This is a genomic window from Acidisoma cellulosilyticum (assembly GCF_020621385.1).
GTDB classification, from domain to species: domain Bacteria; phylum Pseudomonadota; class Alphaproteobacteria; order Acetobacterales; family Acetobacteraceae; genus Acidisoma; species Acidisoma cellulosilyticum.
The window spans coordinates 173,502-190,593 of record NZ_JAESVA010000003.1 but is presented as its reverse complement, the minus strand read 5'-3'; the positions used below and the strand labels follow the sequence as shown (position 1 = coordinate 190,593).

14 protein-coding genes are annotated in these 17,092 nt (G+C 62.0%); 12 read left to right on the top strand and 2 right to left on the bottom strand.

The window, feature by feature from the left end; translation table 11 throughout:
* Positions 1-129: 129 nt before the first annotated feature.
* The 12 genes from bamA (at position 130) to ACELLULO517_RS09515 (ending at position 14,618) form a co-directional block, all read left to right on the top strand.
* Positions 130-2,481 carry an outer membrane protein assembly factor BamA gene (gene bamA, locus ACELLULO517_RS09570; RefSeq protein ID WP_227307138.1) on the top strand — a complete coding sequence of 784 codons (2,352 nt, stop codon included), beginning with the start codon at positions 130-132 and terminating at the stop codon, positions 2,479-2,481.
* 135 nt (positions 2,482-2,616) lie between these two features.
* A complete protein-coding gene (locus tag ACELLULO517_RS09565) occupies positions 2,617-3,459 on the top strand; it encodes an OmpH family outer membrane protein (protein WP_227307136.1) in 843 nt (280 codons plus the stop codon).
* A 2-nt stretch (positions 3,460-3,461) separates the two neighbouring features.
* Positions 3,462-4,520, top strand: coding sequence for a UDP-3-O-(3-hydroxymyristoyl)glucosamine N-acyltransferase (lpxD, locus tag ACELLULO517_RS09560; RefSeq protein ID WP_406566261.1), 1,059 nt, complete (start codon positions 3,462-3,464; stop codon positions 4,518-4,520).
* Positions 4,521-4,541: 21 nt separating this feature from the next.
* A complete protein-coding gene (gene fabZ, locus ACELLULO517_RS09555) occupies positions 4,542-5,042 on the top strand; it encodes a 3-hydroxyacyl-ACP dehydratase FabZ (RefSeq protein WP_227307133.1) in 501 nt (166 codons plus the stop codon).
* Positions 5,039-5,854 (top strand): acyl-ACP--UDP-N-acetylglucosamine O-acyltransferase, encoded by an 816-nt coding sequence (gene lpxA, locus ACELLULO517_RS09550; RefSeq protein ID WP_227307131.1) that lies wholly within the window; start codon positions 5,039-5,041, stop codon positions 5,852-5,854. Before fabZ ends, lpxA begins: the two co-directional genes overlap by 4 nt.
* Before the next feature lie 9 nt (positions 5,855-5,863).
* Entirely contained in the window at positions 5,864-6,718 is an 855-nt protein-coding gene (locus ACELLULO517_RS09545; protein WP_227307130.1) for an LpxI family protein, read from the top strand.
* Between the two features lie 116 nt (positions 6,719-6,834).
* Positions 6,835-7,230 (top strand): lactoylglutathione lyase, encoded by a 396-nt coding sequence (gene gloA / locus ACELLULO517_RS09540; RefSeq protein WP_227307129.1) that lies wholly within the window; start codon positions 6,835-6,837, stop codon positions 7,228-7,230.
* 2 nt (positions 7,231-7,232) lie between these two features.
* Positions 7,233-7,970: a hypothetical protein gene (locus tag ACELLULO517_RS09535; protein ID WP_227307127.1), complete on the top strand. Its 738-nt coding sequence runs from the start codon at positions 7,233-7,235 to the stop codon at positions 7,968-7,970.
* Between the two features lie 314 nt (positions 7,971-8,284).
* Positions 8,285-11,908 carry a vitamin B12-dependent ribonucleotide reductase gene (locus tag ACELLULO517_RS09530; RefSeq protein WP_227307126.1) on the top strand — a complete coding sequence of 1,208 codons (3,624 nt, stop codon included), beginning with the start codon at positions 8,285-8,287 and terminating at the stop codon, positions 11,906-11,908.
* 356 nt (positions 11,909-12,264) lie between these two features.
* Entirely contained in the window at positions 12,265-12,900 is a 636-nt protein-coding gene (locus tag ACELLULO517_RS09525) for a class I SAM-dependent methyltransferase (protein WP_227307125.1), read from the top strand.
* 239 nt (positions 12,901-13,139) lie between these two features.
* Positions 13,140-13,991, top strand: coding sequence for an ornithine lipid ester-linked acyl 2-hydroxylase OlsC (locus tag ACELLULO517_RS09520; RefSeq protein WP_227307123.1), 852 nt, complete (start codon positions 13,140-13,142; stop codon positions 13,989-13,991).
* Between the two features lie 27 nt (positions 13,992-14,018).
* Positions 14,019-14,618 (top strand): nitroreductase family protein, encoded by a 600-nt coding sequence (locus ACELLULO517_RS09515; RefSeq protein WP_227307122.1) that lies wholly within the window; start codon positions 14,019-14,021, stop codon positions 14,616-14,618.
* 65 nt (positions 14,619-14,683) lie between these two features.
* On the opposite strand, the gene ACELLULO517_RS09510 is transcribed toward ACELLULO517_RS09515, so the two are convergent.
* Positions 14,684-15,868 carry a BaiN/RdsA family NAD(P)/FAD-dependent oxidoreductase gene (locus ACELLULO517_RS09510; protein ID WP_227307121.1) on the bottom strand — a complete coding sequence of 395 codons (1,185 nt, stop codon included), beginning with the start codon at positions 15,866-15,868 and terminating at the stop codon, positions 14,684-14,686.
* Positions 15,869-15,875: 7 nt separating this feature from the next.
* The gene (locus ACELLULO517_RS09505; protein WP_227307120.1) at positions 15,876-17,054 is read right to left on the bottom strand and encodes an AI-2E family transporter; all 1,179 of its coding nucleotides are present in this window, start codon (positions 17,052-17,054) and stop codon (positions 15,876-15,878) included.
* Positions 17,055-17,092: the final 38 nt, after the last annotated feature.

Sequence of the window (17,092 nt, the reverse complement as noted above, 5' to 3'; positions counted from 1 at the left end):
GCCCTCTCATGGGGCGGGCCTCTCGATGGCGGAAGGTCCGATGGTCGGGGCCCACTGACGTTTTTGCCTGCCTGCCGATCGGGCTGGTTCTGCTACCGGCATTTGCCGGAACTGAGGGAGACGCGTTCTTTGCTTCGCACTCGTGCTGCGCTGCTCGCAACAGCCTGCCTTCTGCCCGCGTTTGTCCCCGGTGCAGCCATTTCGCAAACCTTGCGTCCCCATGCGACGAAGCACGCGCGGCCGACTGCCGCGCCGGCGGCGTCAGGCAATACCATTGCGGCCATCGAGGTGGAGGGTAATCACCGCATCGAGGCCGGGACCATCGAGTCCTATATGCTGTTGACCCCGGGGGAGCCCTTCGACGCGAAGGCGATCGATCAGAGCCTGAAGACGCTTTATGCGACGGGTCTGTTCAAGAACGTGTCCATCACGCGGGTTGGCAACAACCTCGTGGTCGATGTCAGCGAAAACCCGCTGATTGCGCAGGTTGCCTTCGAAGGGAACCATCAGCTGGTCAATAAGGATTTGACCGCTGTCGTCTCGCTGCGCGGAAATTCGGTCTATACGCCCCAGGCTGCCGAGCAGGACCGCCAGGCGATCCTGGATGCCTATGCCCATAAGGGCTATTATTCGACGACGGTGGTGCCGCAGATCATTCTGCTGCCCGAAAACCGCGTCAACCTCGTCTATAAGATCCATGACGGCAAGGCGACCTTCATCAGTCGCATCGCTTTCGTTGGGAACAAGCATTTCAGCGAGGGCGCGCTGCGCGACGTCGTCAGCAGCCGCGAAAGCGCCTGGTGGCGTTTCCTGTCGACCTCGGATTCCTACGATCCGGGCCGCGTCGGCCTCGATCAGGATTTGCTTGGCCGCTTCTACCATCGCAGCGGCTATCCGGATTATCAGCTGCTGAATACGGAAGCCGAACTCGCGCCCGATCGGTCGTCCTTCTACATCACCTTCGTGCTGAACGAAGGGCCGCGCTATCGCATCGGCAAGGTCAATATCGTCTCGCATCTGCCGCATCTGGACGGTGCCACGACCAAGGGCGACCTCCAGCTTTCCTCAGGCGATTGGTATAATGGCGATGCCATTACCCAGAGCGTCCAGGCCATCACCACCGATGTGCAGGGCCGGGGCTTCGCTTTCGTGCAGGTCAAGCCGATCGAGACCAAGCGCGTCACGGCCAGCGGCCAGCATGTCGTTGATCTGAGCTTCGAGATCAACGAGGGACCGCGCGTCTTCCTGGAGCGGATCGATATCACCGGCAATAGCCGGACCGAGGACAAGGTCATCCGCCGCGAATTCCAGATCGCGGAGGGTGACGCCTTCAATGCCGACAAGATCAAGCAGTCCCGTGAGCGTCTGAACGAGCTGCAATACTTCAAGACTGTCGACATGAGCACGCAGCCGGGCTCCGCGCCTGACAAGATCGTGCTGACGACCGCGGTCCAGGAACAGGCGACCGGCTCTTTCACCATCGGCGGCGGTTATTCGACCGATGACGGCGCGCTGGTCGATCTTGGCCTGAACGAAAAGAACCTGATCGGCACGGGTATCGATGCCGGCATTACCGGCGTCTTGGCGCAGCGTGCCAGCCAGATCGATCTGTCGGTCACCGACCCCTATTTCCTTGACCGCAACCTGATGCTTGGCGGCGAGATTTTCGACACCACGAACAACAACCTCGACATTTCGCAGTACGAGGAGCAGCGGCTCGGCTTCACGGTCCGCACCGGGTATAATTTCAACAATTTCCTGTCTCAGACCTGGAGCTACTCGCTCGTCGATCGCGACGTCTACAACGTCGAATCCGATGCTAGTATCTATGTGAAGAACGAGGCCGGCTGGTCGCTTTTGTCCCAGGTCGGTCAGTCGATCACCTGGGATCATCGCGACAGCTCGCTCGATCCGCATAAGGGCTATATCGTCCGCCTCGGCACTGACTTTGCCGGTCTCGGCGGTGATTCCGACTATGTCCGCGTGAAGCTGGATGCGGGCTACTACATCCCGCTCGACTATTTCACCGGCAATAGCGATTGGACCCTGGCGCTGCGTGGCGGCGCCGGAAAGCTTTATCGCTACGGCGGCAACTACTACATCATCGATAACTTCTTCCTCGGCGGCGACAATATGCGCGGCTTCGAGGAAGGTGGCGCCGGTCCGCATGATACGGCGACCGGTGACAGCCTTGGCGGCGATACCATCATGACCGGCACGGCGGAGCTGCACTTCCCGCTGCCGATTTCGAAGGATATCGGCCTTTCGGGTCGCATCTTCACCGATATCGGCACGCTGTATGGCGTAACCGATGCCTATGGTGGCGTCTATCAGAACAAGTCGCCGCGCGTGTCTGTCGGTTTCGGTTTCTCGTGGAATACGCCTTTCGGCCTTATCAACATCGATATTGCCGATCCGGTCGTGAAGTATAAATACGACCAGACCCAGGTCTTCCGCTTCGGCTTCGGCACGAACTTCTAAAGCAGGGTGGATTGCGGTAGAGACGGCTATCCTGCTCTAGATTTTTGATAAAGAACGCAAATCTTCCCATCAGGTAATGTCGCCTGATGGGATATTGCTCTCGCTTTCATCCCGCTTCGGTAAGGTTGTAGATCTTTGCGATACCTTTCTCGTTCTATGGTCGCCGTGGCGGCGGCGCTGATCCTCTCGCCTGGTGCGGTCTATGCCCAGACGTCCCAGGGCTGGTTCGTTCCCAACCAGGGTGGCCAGAGCAGCGCCAAACATGGCACGGCCGCGCCGTCGCACACCGCCCGTCGTGCGGTTGCCATGCCCGATATGGGGCCGGCCATTCCGGTCGCACCCGCATCGGATCCCAAGGCTGAGGCAGCGGCTCAGGCTCAGGCCAGTGCGCCGATCCCGACTTTGCCGACCTTGATGAAGGAAAGCCCGCCGCCGGCGCCGATCATTGGTGTCATCGGTGTGCCTGACGTTCTGCAGGCCTCCACCGCGGCCCAGGCCGTGCAGAAGGAGATCGAGGCAAGGCGTGCGGCGCTGACGGCTGAGGTCAAAAAGGAACAGGATATGTGGCGCCGCGTTCAGGCGGCCCTCGCGGATCCGAACGCGCATTACACCCAGGACGATCTGCGGAAACGCGAACTCGCTTTGCAGCAGCGTATCGGCAATTCGCAATTGGCCTTCCGTAATAACGAGGCACGCATCCAGGCCGCGGCCCAGGTGTCGCTTGGCCAGATCGAGCGCACGCTGATTGCCGTCATCCGTCAGGTTTCGACCAGCCGCGGCATGAATCTGGTGCTGCATCGGGCGCAGGTCGCGCTCAATATGAATGAGTTCGACATCACGACCGAGGTCACGAAACAGCTGAATCAGGTGCTGCCGTCCGTCACCGTGCCGCCGGATTCAGCTTTCTCGAAGGTTACGGCGGCCGCCATGCAAGCCCAGCAGCAAGCTGACCAAGGCCAGGGCCCGATCGGGCAGTAAGGATCGACGGTTTGGTTCAATCCATTGCCGGGGACTCGCGCTTTTTTCTACGCGCGGGTCCCTTTCCACTTTCGGTCATCGCTGAGACGATCGGGTTGGAGACGACCGGCCTGCCGGTAGATCGCGTTTTTACCGGTGTCGCCCCTTTGCAGACGGCTGGGCCGGGTGAAATCAGCTTTCTGACCAATAGAAAATATCTCGACATATTGCACGGAACCCAGGCGGGCGCCGTCATTCTGGAGCCCGCCTTGGCGGCCCATGTCCCGGCCGGCACCTTGCCGCTGGTTTCGGCTCGTTCCACGACGGCTTGGGCTGGGGTGGCGGCGCTGTTCCATCCGCTTGAACCGATCCTGCCCGGCATTCATCCATCAGCGGTCATCGATCCCAGCGCGCAGATTTCGGCCGAGGCCGAAATCGGGCCTTTTTGCGTGATCGGTGCCCGGGTCCAGATCGGGCCGCGCTGCCGGATCGGTCCGCTGGTCTCGATCGGTGACGGTGTGGTGATCGGCTGCGATACCCGTATCGGTTCCCATGCGTCCCTGAGCCATAGTCTGATCGGCGATCGCGTCTTTATCTTTCCGGGTGTGCGGATCGGGCAGGAAGGCTTCGGTTTCGACCCGATGCCGACGGCAAGGGGCTTCACCACTGTGCCGCAACTCGGCCGGGTTGTGATCGAGGACGATGTCGAGATCGGCGCCAATTCGATGGTCGATCGCGGATCGGCGCAAGACACCGTTATCGGTGCGGGCTCGCGTCTCGACAATGCAGTGCAGATCGCCCATAACGTGCGCCTTGGTCGATGCTGTGTCATTGTGGCCCAGGCTGGTATCTCCGGCTCCACTGTACTGGGCGATTATGTGACGCTTGCCGGCCAGGCGGGGGTTGCGGGCCATCTTCATATTGGTCAAGGGGCAAGGGTCGGGGCGCAGGCGGGCGTCATGGCGGATCTTGCGCCTCGTGCCGTGGTTGTTGGCAGTCCGGCTGAGCCCGTGAAAGAGTTTTTTAGGCAGGTTGCTTTCCTGCGCCGGATGATGCGGCGCGAGGAAGCGGCTAAAAATTAGGGCGGATGCGAGCCTGGTTTGATGGATGCAGAGACTGACAACGGCGCGACCTTGACCGGCGCGGGCCCGGAAAAGCATGTCGTCGATATCGCCGGTATCATGCAGGCGATCCCGCATCGATACCCCTTCCTGCTTATCGACCGCGTCGTCGATCTGATCAAGAACGTCTCGGCGATCGGCATCAAGAACGTGACGATCAACGAAGGGCTGTTTCAGGGGCATTTCCCTGGCCACCCGGTGATGCCGGGCGTGCTGATCATCGAAAGCATGGCGCAGACGGCGGCCGTGCTGGTGGTGGAAACGCTGGGTCCCGACGCGCGCGGCAGGGTCGTCTATTTCATGTCGGTGGAAAGTGCCAAGTTCCGGCGTCCGGTCGTCCCCGGCGACCAGATGCATGTGCATGTCACCAAGCAGCGCAACCGCGGCAATGTCTGGAAGTTCGAGGCTGTCGTGCGCGTGGATGGCACCGCCGTCGCCGAGGCTGTCTTCGCCGCCATGATTATGGATCGTGTCGAGCAGTGACATTCGTTCATCCGGCGGCGATCGTCGAAGACGGCGCTGTCATCGGCCAGGGCGTCGAGATCGGGCCTTTCTGCCATGTCGGCCCGAATGCCGTGCTTGAGGATGGGGTGCGCCTCATCTCTCACGTGGTGGTCGATGGTCATACGCGGATCGGCGCAGGCGCTGTCCTGTTTCCCTATGCCAGTGCCGGCCTGCCGCCCCAGGATTTGAAATACAAGGGCGAGCCGACGCGGTGCGATATCGGCGCCGGTACGCAGATCCGTGAGCATTGCACCATTCATCGCGGCACCGCGACGGGCACCGGCATCACCAAGGTCGGTGCCAAATGTCTGCTGATGGCGGTCGTTCACGTCGCGCATGATTGCGTGCTGGGCGACGGCGTCATCATCGCGAACAATGTCGTCATGGGTGGCCATGTCAGCATCGCGGATGGTGCCGTCATCGGCGGCAGCGCGGCGATCCATCAATTCGTGCGCATCGGCCACGGTGCCATGGTGGGCGGCGTCTCGGGCGTCGAGGCCGATGTCATCCCCTTCGGTCTCGTCATGGGCAATCGCGCGCGGCTGGCCGGTTTGAACATCGTCGGTCTGCGCCGTCGCGGGCAGGAGCCGGCCGATATCCGCCGCCTGCGCGCGGCCTTCCGGTTGCTCTTCCGGCATGAGGGCGTTTTCGCGGCGCGCCTCGCGGAGGCCCATCAGCGCTATGGGTCCGATCCGCTGATCGCCGAAATCCTCGCCTTCATCGACGCACCGAGCAAGCGCGGTCTTATTCGCCGCGATACGCGCACGGTCGAGACCGACGACGCGGCCTGATCGCGCGTCATGGAACCAGCGCTTGGCATCATAGCCGGAAGCGGGCCGCTTCCGGCTCAGGTGGCAAGGGCCGCGCAGGCCGCCGGCCAGCGGGTTTTCATCATCGGCCTTGAGGGCCATGCCGAGCCTGATCTGATCGCGCCCTTTCCCCACGCCTTCCTGCGCTTCGGCGCTGCCGTGCGCATCCTGTCCCTTCTCAAGGAGCAGGGCTGCAAGGATCTTGTTCTCGTCGGGCCGGTCAAGCGGCCGTCCTTTCGGGATATGCGCCCCGATGGTGAGGGGCTGAAGCTTCTCGCCCGTATCGGCAAGGCCGCCTTCATGGGGGATGACGGATTGCTCAAGGCCGTCATCCGCGTGTTCAGCGAAGAAGGGTTTCGGGTGCGCGGCGCGCATGAGATTCTGGGCGGGCTGATCGGGCGCACTGGGTTGATGACGCGAGCGGCACCCGACGATCAGGCGCAAGCCGATATTCAACGCGGGGTCGCGGTCTGCCGGGCGCTTGGCCAGGCCGATGTCGGCCAGGGTTGTGTCGTGCAGCAAGGCATCGTCCTGGCGGTCGAAGCGACGGAGGGCACGGATGCCATGCTTGGCCGCTGCGGTGCGCTGGCTTGGTCCGGTCCCGGTGGTGTGCTGGTCAAGCTTGTGAAGCCGGGGCAGGAACGGCGGGCCGATCTGCCGACGATCGGCGAGCAGACGGTGCGCGGCGCATTGGCCGCTGGTCTCCGCGGCATCGCTTTCGAGGCCGGCGGCACGCTGATCATCGAGCGCGATCAGATGGTGGCGGCGGCTGACGCGGCTGGCTTTTTTGTTATCGGCCTGGGGCCGGAAGCGCTCAACGCCCGCCCCCTGTCCGCCCGAAACTGATATCCGACTGTCACGGCCGCCGGCTTGGAATCGCTGCCAGCTGAGCGCAATCTGTCGCCGCGATCCGGCGGGCCAGCCCTGCCGGATCGCGGCGACAGATTGAGGGAAAAAAGATCATGAGCGGAACGTTCTCCTATCTCCACACCATGCTGCGGGTCGGCGACCTGGAGCGGAGCATCGGCTTCTACACGACGCATCTCGGCATGACGGAATTGCGCCGGGCGGATGTGCCGGACGGCAAATATACCTTGGCTTTCCTCGGCTATGGTGACGAAAGCACGCATACCGTGTTGGAACTTACCTATAACTACGGCGTCGAGACCTACGAGCAGGGCACGGCCTTCGGCCATCTCGCTCTTGGCGTGCCCGATATCTACGCGACCTGCGACGGTCTGCGCGCGGCCGGCGTGAAGATCACGCGCGAACCCGGTCCGGTGAAATTCGGCACCACCGTCATCGCGTTCATCGAGGACCCGGACGGCTACAAAATCGAACTGATCGAGCGTCACTGATCATGGGGCAACCGGGCCGCGGACCAGAAGCCGCTGCCCGGGCGACCGCGACCGCAGGGTTGCATGGCAGCGCCTCGACCTGGGTCTTCAATATCGTCCGCGAATTGCTGACGGCCTCGCTGGGGCCAGACAAGGTGCTCAGCTTTTACGCCGATGATCCGGCCGTGTTTCCGTCTGAGGTGGCGCAGGCGGGTCGGCATCTTGTGGTCAAGTTTCATTTCGGCGGGCCAGCCCTGGACGACTGGTTAACGGCGCAGTCTGTACCGGTCGTGCTCAGTCTGCGTGATCCACGTGACGCCGTCATCTCCATGGCGCTTCGATTCCGTGCGCCGCTGGCGGCAGCGACCCAATGGGTCGCCAATGATTGCAACGCCTTCGCGCGGCTCGCCGCGCGGGGCCATCCGGTGCTGCGCTACGAAAACCGATTCTTTGACCAGCCTCGCACCATCGCGCTTTTGGCTGCCCAGCTTGGCCTGCCCTGCGACCTTGATCTGCGGGACCGGCTGTTCGCGCGTTACGAGGCCGAGGCCGTGAAAGAATTCGCGGCGGGGCTTGAAAATCTGCCGCCGGAGCGTCAAACACTCGTCGCCGGACATCGGATGGATCGGCTGACGCAGATCCTCGCCCCCCATATCGGCGATGGACGAAGCGGCAAATGGCGGGATCTGCCGGAGGCGGTGGGTGCCGAACTCACCCAGGTCTTCGAACCCTTCCTGAAGCGCTTCGGTTACACGGCCTGACGGCAAGGCCGTCTGAGCTTCGTCGCGCAAGCCTCGGCTCTTAAAAGAAACCTGCCAGCCCACGAGTCGCAGCTCAGGGACAGTCTTCACGATTTTTATCGTCGAAGTTTTTTTATCCAAATCACTCCCGCTTTGACGTAGCATTTCCTTGGGATTCGGAGGCGCCGCTGCCTGCCGCGCAACGCTCACGGACCAGGCAAGCACAAGATGTAGTTGCTCTCCCCCGGGAACCCCTACTAGATTTGGTTAACGGCGCGACCAAGACCTTGGTCGACCTTCCCCATAGTCTAGCCTTCCTGACAGAGGATCATCGCATGCGCTTCGAACGCGAACTGACGGCCGATTTAGACGGACGCTATGGCGACATCGAGTTTGTTCGCGCGACGAGTGAGATACGCAATCCCGATGGTTCGGTGATTTTCCGCCTGGCCGATATCGAAGTGCCGAAGGCCTGGTCGCAGGTCGCCTCCGACGTTCTGGCGCAGAAGTATTTCCGCAAGGCCGGGATTCCGGCCGCTCTGAAGCCGGTTGAGGAGGCAGGCGTTCCTGCCTGGCTGCGCCGCCATGTGCCGGACACCGATGCGCTGGCCAAGCTGCCCGAGGGCGAACGCCTTGTGGGCGAAAAGCGGGCCCAGCAGGTTTTCGATCGTCTGGCCGGAACCTGGACCTATTGGGGCTGGAAGGGCGGCTATTTCGATACCGAGGAAGACGCCCGCGCCTTCCGTGACGAGCTTTGCTACATGCTGGCCCGCCAGATGGCGGCGCCGAATTCCCCGCAATGGTTCAATACCGGCCTGCATTGGGCTTACGGCATCGATGGTCCGGCCCAGGGCCATTTCTATGTCGACCCGGCCAGCGGTCAGGTGGTCGAATCGAAAAGCGCTTACGAGCATCCGCAGCCGCATGCCTGCTTCATCCAGTCCGTCGCCGACGATCTGGTGAACGAAGGTGGCATCATGGACCTGTGGGTCCGCGAGGCACGCCTGTTCAAATACGGGTCCGGCACCGGCTCCAACTTCTCCAAGCTGCGTGGTGACGGTGAGCGTCTGTCGGGCGGCGGCCGGTCCTCCGGCCTGATGAGCTTCCTCAAGATCGGTGACCGCGCTGCCGGCGCCATCAAGTCCGGCGGCACCACGCGTCGCGCCGCCAAGATGGTGACGGTCGATGTCGACCATCCCGATATCGAAGCCTTCATCGACTGGAAGGTGATCGAGGAGCAGAAGGTCGCGGCCCTCGTCTCCGGTTCCAAGATGACGAAGCGTCAGCTGGACGGCGTGGTCCGCGCCTGCCGCGAAGCTGCGCCCGATCTGGGGGACGCTGCCTATGACGTCGCGAAGAACAGCGCGCTGAAGGCCGCCGTGCGCAAGGCCAAGGATTGCGCGATCCCGGAAAACTACATCCGCCGCGCGATCGATGCTGCCCGCAACGGCGCCGAGGATTTCAGCTTCAAGACCTATGACACGGATTGGGACAGCGATGCCTATCTCACCGTTGCCGGTCAGAACTCCAACAACTCAGTCCGCCTGACCAACGACTTCCTGCAGCGCGTGCTGGATGACGGCGAATGGAACCTGATCCGCCGCACGGACGGCAAGCTGCACAAGACGCTGCGCGCGCGCGCGCTGTGGGACAAGATCGGCTATGCCGCCTGGGCCTCCGCCGATCCGGGATTGCAGTTCGATACCACGATCAACGAATGGCATACCTGCCCGGCCGGTGGACGTATCAACGCGTCCAACCCCTGCTCGGAATATATGTTCCTGGATGACACGGCCTGCAACCTGGCGTCCCTCAACCTGCTGACCTTCCGCCGCGAGGATGGCAGCTTCGATACCGCGCTCTACACGCATTGCGTCCGCATCTGGACGGTCGTGCTCGAAATTTCCGTTCTCATGGCGCAGTTCCCGTCCAAGGAAATCGCGCGTCTTTCCTACGACTACCGCACGCTGGGCCTGGGCTATGCCAATCTCGGCGGGTTGCTGATGGCTGACGGCATTCCCTATGACAGCGACGAAGGCCGCGCCATCTGCGCCGCCGCCAGCGCGGTGATGACGGGTGTCGCTTATCGCACCTCCGCCGAAATGGCGGGTGAGCTTGGGCCTTTCCCCGAACATGAGGCGAACCGCGACAGCATGCTGCGCGTTATCCGCAATCATCGCCGCGCGGCGATGGGCGAGACCAAGGGTTATGAAGGTCTCTCGGTGTTCCCGGTGCCCTTCATGCGCGAAGATTGCCCGGACAACGGCCTGGCCGGCGCGGTCGCCGATGTCTGGCATGAGGCTTTGGCCTTGGGCGAAAAGAACGGCTACCGCAATGCTCAGGTCAGTGTGGTCGCCCCCACCGGCACCATCGGTCTTGTCATGGATTGCGACACCACGGGCATCGAGCCGGACTTCGCTTTGGTGAAGTTCAAGAAGCTGGCCGGCGGCGGCTATTTCAAGATCATCAACCGCGTCGTGCCCGACGCGCTGAAGACACTCGGCTATGACGCGGCACAGAGCGACCGCATCATCCGTTACGCCGTGGGACATGCGACGCTGGTCGGTGCGCCGGCGATCAATGCCGAAAGCCTCACCGCCCTTGGCTTCGGCAAGGATGACATCGCCAAGGTCGAGCCCGCGCTGCTCAGCGCCTTCGACATCAAATTCGTCTTCAATAAATGGACGCTGGGCGAGGAACTGCTGACCGGCAAGCTCGGCTTCACTACGGCGCAAATCGAAGCGCCGGGCTTCGACCTTCTGGCCGCGCTCGGTTTCACCCGCGCGCAGGTCGAGGCCGCCAACACCTATGTCTGCGGTGCGATGACGCTGGAAGGCGCGCCGGAACTGAACCCGGCCCATCTGCCGGTCTTCGACTGCGCCAATCCCTGCGGCCGGATCGGCGTGCGCTTCCTCTCCGCCGAGAGCCATATCCGCATGATGGCGGCGTCCCAGCCCTTCATCTCGGGCGCCATTTCCAAGACCATCAATATGCCGAACTCGGCCTCGGTCGAGGATTGCGAGCAAGCCTATATGCTGTCCTGGCGCCTGGGTCTGAAGGCCAATGCGCTGTATCGGGACGGGTCCAAGCTCAGCCAGCCGCTGTCCTCGCAGCTGATCGAGGATGAGGACGAGGCGGAGGAGCTGATCGCAGCACCGCCGACTGTGCAGGCCGTGGCCATGGCCGAGCGGATCGTCGAGCGCGTGATCCAGCGTGCCGAACGTCGTCGTCTGCCGGATCGCCGCAAGGGCTATACGCAGAAGGCGACCGTCGGTGGACACAAGGTCTATCTCCGCACCGGCGAATACGAAGACGGCAGCCTGGCCGAGGTCTTCATCGACATGCACAAGGAAGGCTCCGCCTTCCGGTCGCTGATGAACAACTTCGCCATCGCGATCTCCATCGGCCTGCAATACGGCGTGCCGCTGGAGGAATTCGTGGAGGCCTTCACCTTCACCCGTTTCGAGCCGGCGGGCATGGTGCAGGGCAACGAGGCCATCCGCATGGCGACCTCGATCATCGATTACATCTTCCGCGAATTGGCGATTTCCTACATCGCGCGGAACGACCTCGCGCATGTCGATCCGTCCGATCTGATGCCGGACACCATCGGCAATGGCGCGGCGGAAGGAAATCTGCCGCGTAACGGCGATGCGACGGCCGAGCAGGCGCGCTCCATGCTGGCCGATATTCAGCGTGGCGTCAGCAAGGGCTTCGTGCGCGGCACCATCGGCGTGCCGCCCGCGGCCTCCGCCGGTGTTGCGGCATCCACCAGCTTGCGTCCGGCGATGATGGCGGAAGCGGTGACACCGGGCGATGACCGTGCCGCCAGGATGCGGGAAGCCAAGGTGAAGGGCTATGAGGGCGACAGCTGCCCCGAATGCGGCAATTTCACCATGGTGCGGAACGGCACCTGCCTGAAATGCGTGACTTGCGGCTCCACCAGCGGCTGCTCTTAGAGCCCGTCAGATTTAGTTGGAAACGTCCCCCAAATCTGTCATGCGCGGGTATCGGCCCGCGCATCTACCCTGGCGTGCAGGCAAGCGGCCCTCTGGGCGCCGTGGCGGGTAGGTCCGCGCAACAAGTGCGCGGATGACCAAATATATATTAAGACCTGACAGACTCTAGCACCGAAGGTATGGTCAGCTTACGGTGATTGGCTAGATCGGATCCCGGTCAGATGGAATCATCTGTCCGGGCTAAGATGCTCGCAAAAACAATAATCTAGAGCGGCCTCTGTGAGCGTAAGCGACGAGGAAACACTCTAGCGTGGCGTAAGACTGATTGGTTTCGCGACATGATGAGGGCTGCTGTCTTGGACGCATCAACCAGCATTCTACCGGCACCGCACCAGCTCGATCAGCGCCATGTTGAAGGTGCGAAATTATTTGCCAATCGCCAGGCCATGATCAAAGGACTCGGCATCCCGGTTGATGGGGTCATTGCCGAAGTCGGCGTCGCTTTGGGTGATTTTTCAGAGTTTCTAATCGACACACTCAAGCCGAGAACCTTCGTCGCCATGGATCTTTGGCAACTCCACGAACATCAGACGGTGTGGGGACGACCTGCGGCCGAGGTATTTGGCGGCCTGACCCAGGCGCAATTTTTTGAGGAGCGCTTCCGGGATCGCGGCGATCTGATTCGTCTTGAATCCGGTGAAAGCGCCGAATCCCTTTGGCGGCAGGCGGACGAAAGCTTCGACATGATCTATGTCGATGCCGGGCATGATTACGAAAATGCTCGAAAGGACGCTGAGGCGGCCTTAGCGAAAATCAAGCGGGACGGCACGATCATATTCAACGACTATATCATGTACGACCATTTGGCTCATAGCAGCTACGGGGTCGTGCATGTCGTGAACCAACTCGTGGTTGAACAAGGCTGGAGCGTCGTGGGCTTTGCTCTCGCTCCGCAAATGTTCTGCGACATCGCGCTCAGACGGAAGATTTAACTGGCTTTTGAATAGCGGCCCGTCACAGGCGTTGCCGCTTTTGTCGGGAGGCCGGACCGATTGCACGCATTCGTGAATGGTCTTTAACCGCCGATCTTCGAAAATCTGGTCTCCCTTGGCGTCTGTCACCACGGGTCGCATAGGGGTTCGGCGAGGCAAAGCCTCGCCAAACCCATTGTCACTGTCGTATCACACAGCACGGCGGATGGGATTGGCTGCCTAGCCTGCGGAGATCAGCGATGAATACAATCACAAACAACCAGCATGGCGCTGTCGCGCCGGCTGATGCGCAGGAAGCGCAGCAGAACTTCGGAACGGTCGGCATCAAACCGATGGGTCGGCCGAGCCTGACCACACGGGTCGTGATGAAGGTGGTCTCCTGGGTCGAAAAGCTCAATCTCAGCTGCGCCAAGCTTGGCAATCCGCCGGTCTATGACAATGAGACCTTCCCTTGGGCGGCCGAGATCGAAAAAGACTGGCACCTGATCCGGGTCGAGCTTGACCGGCTTCTGCTCCGCAAGGAAGAATTGCCCAGCTTCCACGATATCTCGACCGACGTTTCCACCATCAGCACCGATAACGGCTGGAAGACCTTCTTCCTCACCGGCTATGGCCTGACCTCGGCGAATAATACCGCACTTTGCCCGGATACCTGGCGCATCGTGCAGAAGATCCCCGGTCTGCAGACGGCCATGTTCTCCATCTTCGAGCCGGGAAAGCATCTGCCGGCCCATCGCGGCCCCTATAATGGCGTGCTGCGCTTCCATCTCGGCCTCAAGGTTCCGAACCACCCCGACAAGATCGCGATCCGCGTCGATCAACAGATCTGCAATTGGCAGGAAGGCCGGGCGCTGATTTTCGACGATGCCTTTGAGCATGAGGCGTGGAACCATTCGGATGAGACGCGCGTCGTGCTGTTTGTCGATTTCAACAAGCCGCTGCGCTTTCCGGCCAATCTGATCAGCGCGGCCCTGCTGCGCATCGCAATCTTCACGCCCTTCATCAAGGAAGGGGCGGATAATCATAATGAATGGGAGAAGAAGTTTTACGCTGAGGCTGAAGCCTTGCGTAACGCACCCGCGAAGCATTGAGCGCCGCTCGCACCAAAAGGACCAAGCATGACGAAAAACGCCAATTTCCGTGACGCCGATCATGAGATCGAGCCGATTTTCCTGGAGCGCTGGTCGCCGCGCGCCTTCACCGAGGAAGAAATTTCCGAAGCGGATCTGTTTTCGATGTTCGAAGCCGCCCGCTGGGCGCCGTCTTCCTACAATTCTCAGCCCTGGGTGTTCATCTATGCCCGCCGCAGCTCCCCCAACTGGGAGAAGCTCCTTGGCCTGTTGAACGAGTTCAATCAGTCCTGGGCGAAGCGTGCCGGCGCCATCGTCATCATCGCGTCGCACACCACCATGCTGCCGCCGGGCGCCGAGAAGGCCATTCCGTCGCACAGCCATTCCTTCGATGCCGGTGCGGCCTGGAATGCGCTGGCGCTGCAGGGCTCCAAGCTCGGCTGGCACGCCCATGCCATGGTCGGTTTCGACATCCCGCGCGCTTTCGCCGAACTCAACTTCCCCGAAGGCGTTCGTGTTGAGGCGGCAGTCGCCATCGGCCGTCAGGGCGACAAGTCGATCCTGCCCGAGGGCCTGGCGAAGCGCGAAGCGCCGAGCCCGCGCAAGCCGATCACCGATTTCGCCTTCGAGGGTTCCTTCTCGAAGTGATGACCGTCTCCGCCCCGGGGTTCGCCCCAGGGCGGAGATCCCGGTTGACCTGAGGCGATATCGCCTCAGACAGACTGCCCGGCCGCGAAACCGCTGGCCCAGGCCCATTGAAAATTATAGCCGCCCAGCCAGCCGGTGACGTCCACGGCCTCCCCGATGAAATGGAGGCCAGGCACGTCCTTCGCTTCCATGGTCTGGGATGAGAGTGCTGCGGTATCGATGCCGCCGCGCGTCACCTCGGCCTTGGCGAAGCCCTCCGTGCCCTCAGGCGTCAGCCGCCATTGTTGGACCCGTTCGGCCAGTGCCGACAGAACCTTGTCGCTTGTCTCCCCGATCGGCGGCGCCTGCTCCTCGGGGGCCAGTGCATGCGCCAGGCGCTGTGGCAGATGCTCGGCGAGAGCCGTGCGCAGAGCGATTCGAGGCCGCGTGCGCTTCGTCGCCAGCAGCGCCTCCCGCGCATTGGCCCCGGGCAGCAGATCGACCGTGAAACTGTCACCGGGTCGCAGATAGCTGGAGATCTGCAGGATGGCAGGGCCGGACAGGCCACGATGGGTGAACAGCATCGCTTCCCGGAAGCGCGCTTTGCCTGCCGTCGCCACCACCTCGCATGGCGTGCCGGACAGGCCACGCATGAGCGGCAGATCAGGCGCATCGAAGGTCAGCGGCACCAGCGCCGGTTCCGGCTTGACCATGGGCAGGTCGAATTGCTCGGCGATGCGATAAGCGAAACCTGTGGCGCCGAGTTTCGGGATGGACAATCCGCCGGTCGCGATGACGAGGTTGGGTGCCTTGAAAAGCTCTCCACTCTCGGTCTTCACGTGAAACAGGCTCTGGCGCGTCACTGCCGCGATGCCGGTGCCGAAGCGAAAGGTCACGCCACCGTCCCGGCATCCCTTCATCAGCATGGTGACGATCTGCTGCGCTGACCCGTCACAGAACAACTGACCAAGCGTCTTTTCGTGCCAGGCGATACCGTGGCGATCGACGAGGGCGATGAAGTCAGCCGGCTTGTAGCGGCTGAGCGCCGATTTCGCGAAATGCGGATTGCCGGAGATGAAGCGGTTGGCCGGCGCCTCCCGGTTCGTGAAGTTGCTGCGCCCGCCGCCGGAGATGAGGATCTTGGCGCCGGGCTCGGCATTATGGTCGAGCAGGAGCACGCGCTTGCCGCTTTGGCCGGCGGTCATGGCGGCCATCAGTCCGGCGGCACCGGCACCGATGATGATGGCGTCGAACTTCGTCTCGGTTGTCATGCTTGGTTCAGCCTTCGAGGAGATGGCCGAAGGCACGGAAAGGGCGCAGCCGGTCACAGATGATTTTCAGAATGGCGAGCATCGGCACCGCCAGGATGGCGCCAGCTACACCCCACATCCAATACCAGAAGATAAGGGACAGCATGACGGCAACCGGATTGATGGTGAAACGGCTGGCGAGCAGCATCGGCGTGATGATCTCGCCTTCCGCGACATGGATGCTGAAATAGAGGCAGGCGGGCAGGATCGCGATCCAGGCCAGTCCCGCCGTGACGATGCCGACCGCGAGAAAGACGAGGATACCGACGAAGGGGCCAAGGATCGGCACGAAGTTGAGGCAGAAGGCGACGACGCCCCAAAGGACGGGACCGGGCACGCCGCAGATCCACATCACCAAGCCGGTGGCGCAACCGACGACTGCGTTGATGATGGTGATGGTCAGCAGATAGGCGGAAAGGTCGCGCTCCATATGCATGGAGATCTCAACCGCTTCGCGTTTGTCATCGAAGCGCGGCAGAACTTCCACAAGGCGGCGCAAAAATGTTTCACCGAAGACAAGAAGATAAAAAAGAACAAGAAGCGTTTCGAGCAGGTTGGAGGCGATGGTGCCGGTGCCGCTGAAGACCGCCGTCACCATGCCGACAGGATGGGAGAGCAAGGAATCCGCGTTGCCGAAATGCACACCCATGCCCGACAGCAGATGATCCAGCTTTGCCACGGTCGGCCGCAGAACAGCGAAACGTTCTTGCAATATCGGCCAGGCCTGCGGCAGTTGCGCGGCCCAGCGCGAGGCCGGGCTGGAGAGCAGCGCGCCGAGACCGACGAAGACGCCGAGCAACAGAATGATGCAGACGAGCGCGCCGATCGCCTTCGGAATGCGGATGCGTTCCAACAATTTGACGAGCGGTTGAAACAGCAGTTTCAGCACCATCGCCAAGACCACCGGCAGCACGATGTCGCGTGCCACATAAAGACAGCCGAGCACGGCGATGACGGTCAGGATGCCGAGGAACACGGTATTCCAATGCCGCGGCAAAGGCATTTCCCGCGTCTTCGGATCGTGCAGATGCGGATCGCTGACCACGATGCCGAGCGCGCGACCAAGCTCGCCACGCTGCTTGCGCGCGGAGGCTTCGGTTGATCCGGCCGCAGGCTTCGCCTCGTTCACAGGTGTCGCGTCAGGCATTCAGTTTATCCGGCTGTCGGGAGCAGGTTTCGGCGCCA

What these genes read in the sequence shown, in the direction of transcription:
- fabZ (WP_227307133.1), top strand. Translation starts at nt 4,542, where the DNA reads ATGGATGCAGAGACTGACAACGGCGCGACCTTGACCGGCGCGGGCCCG.
- ACELLULO517_RS09545 (WP_227307130.1), top strand. Translation starts at nt 5,864, where the DNA reads ATGGAACCAGCGCTTGGCATCATAGCCGGAAGCGGGCCGCTTCCGGCT.
- gloA (WP_227307129.1), top strand. Translation starts at nt 6,835, where the DNA reads ATGAGCGGAACGTTCTCCTATCTCCACACCATGCTGCGGGTCGGCGAC.
- ACELLULO517_RS09535 (WP_227307127.1), top strand. Translation starts at nt 7,233, where the DNA reads ATGGGGCAACCGGGCCGCGGACCAGAAGCCGCTGCCCGGGCGACCGCG.
- ACELLULO517_RS09530 (WP_227307126.1), top strand. Translation starts at nt 8,285, where the DNA reads ATGCGCTTCGAACGCGAACTGACGGCCGATTTAGACGGACGCTATGGC.
- ACELLULO517_RS09520 (WP_227307123.1), top strand. Translation starts at nt 13,140, where the DNA reads ATGAATACAATCACAAACAACCAGCATGGCGCTGTCGCGCCGGCTGAT.
- ACELLULO517_RS09515 (WP_227307122.1), top strand. Translation starts at nt 14,019, where the DNA reads ATGACGAAAAACGCCAATTTCCGTGACGCCGATCATGAGATCGAGCCG.
- ACELLULO517_RS09510 (WP_227307121.1), bottom strand. Translation starts at nt 15,868, where the DNA reads ATGACAACCGAGACGAAGTTCGACGCCATCATCATCGGTGCCGGTGCC.
- ACELLULO517_RS09505 (WP_227307120.1), bottom strand. Translation starts at nt 17,054, where the DNA reads ATGCCTGACGCGACACCTGTGAACGAGGCGAAGCCTGCGGCCGGATCA.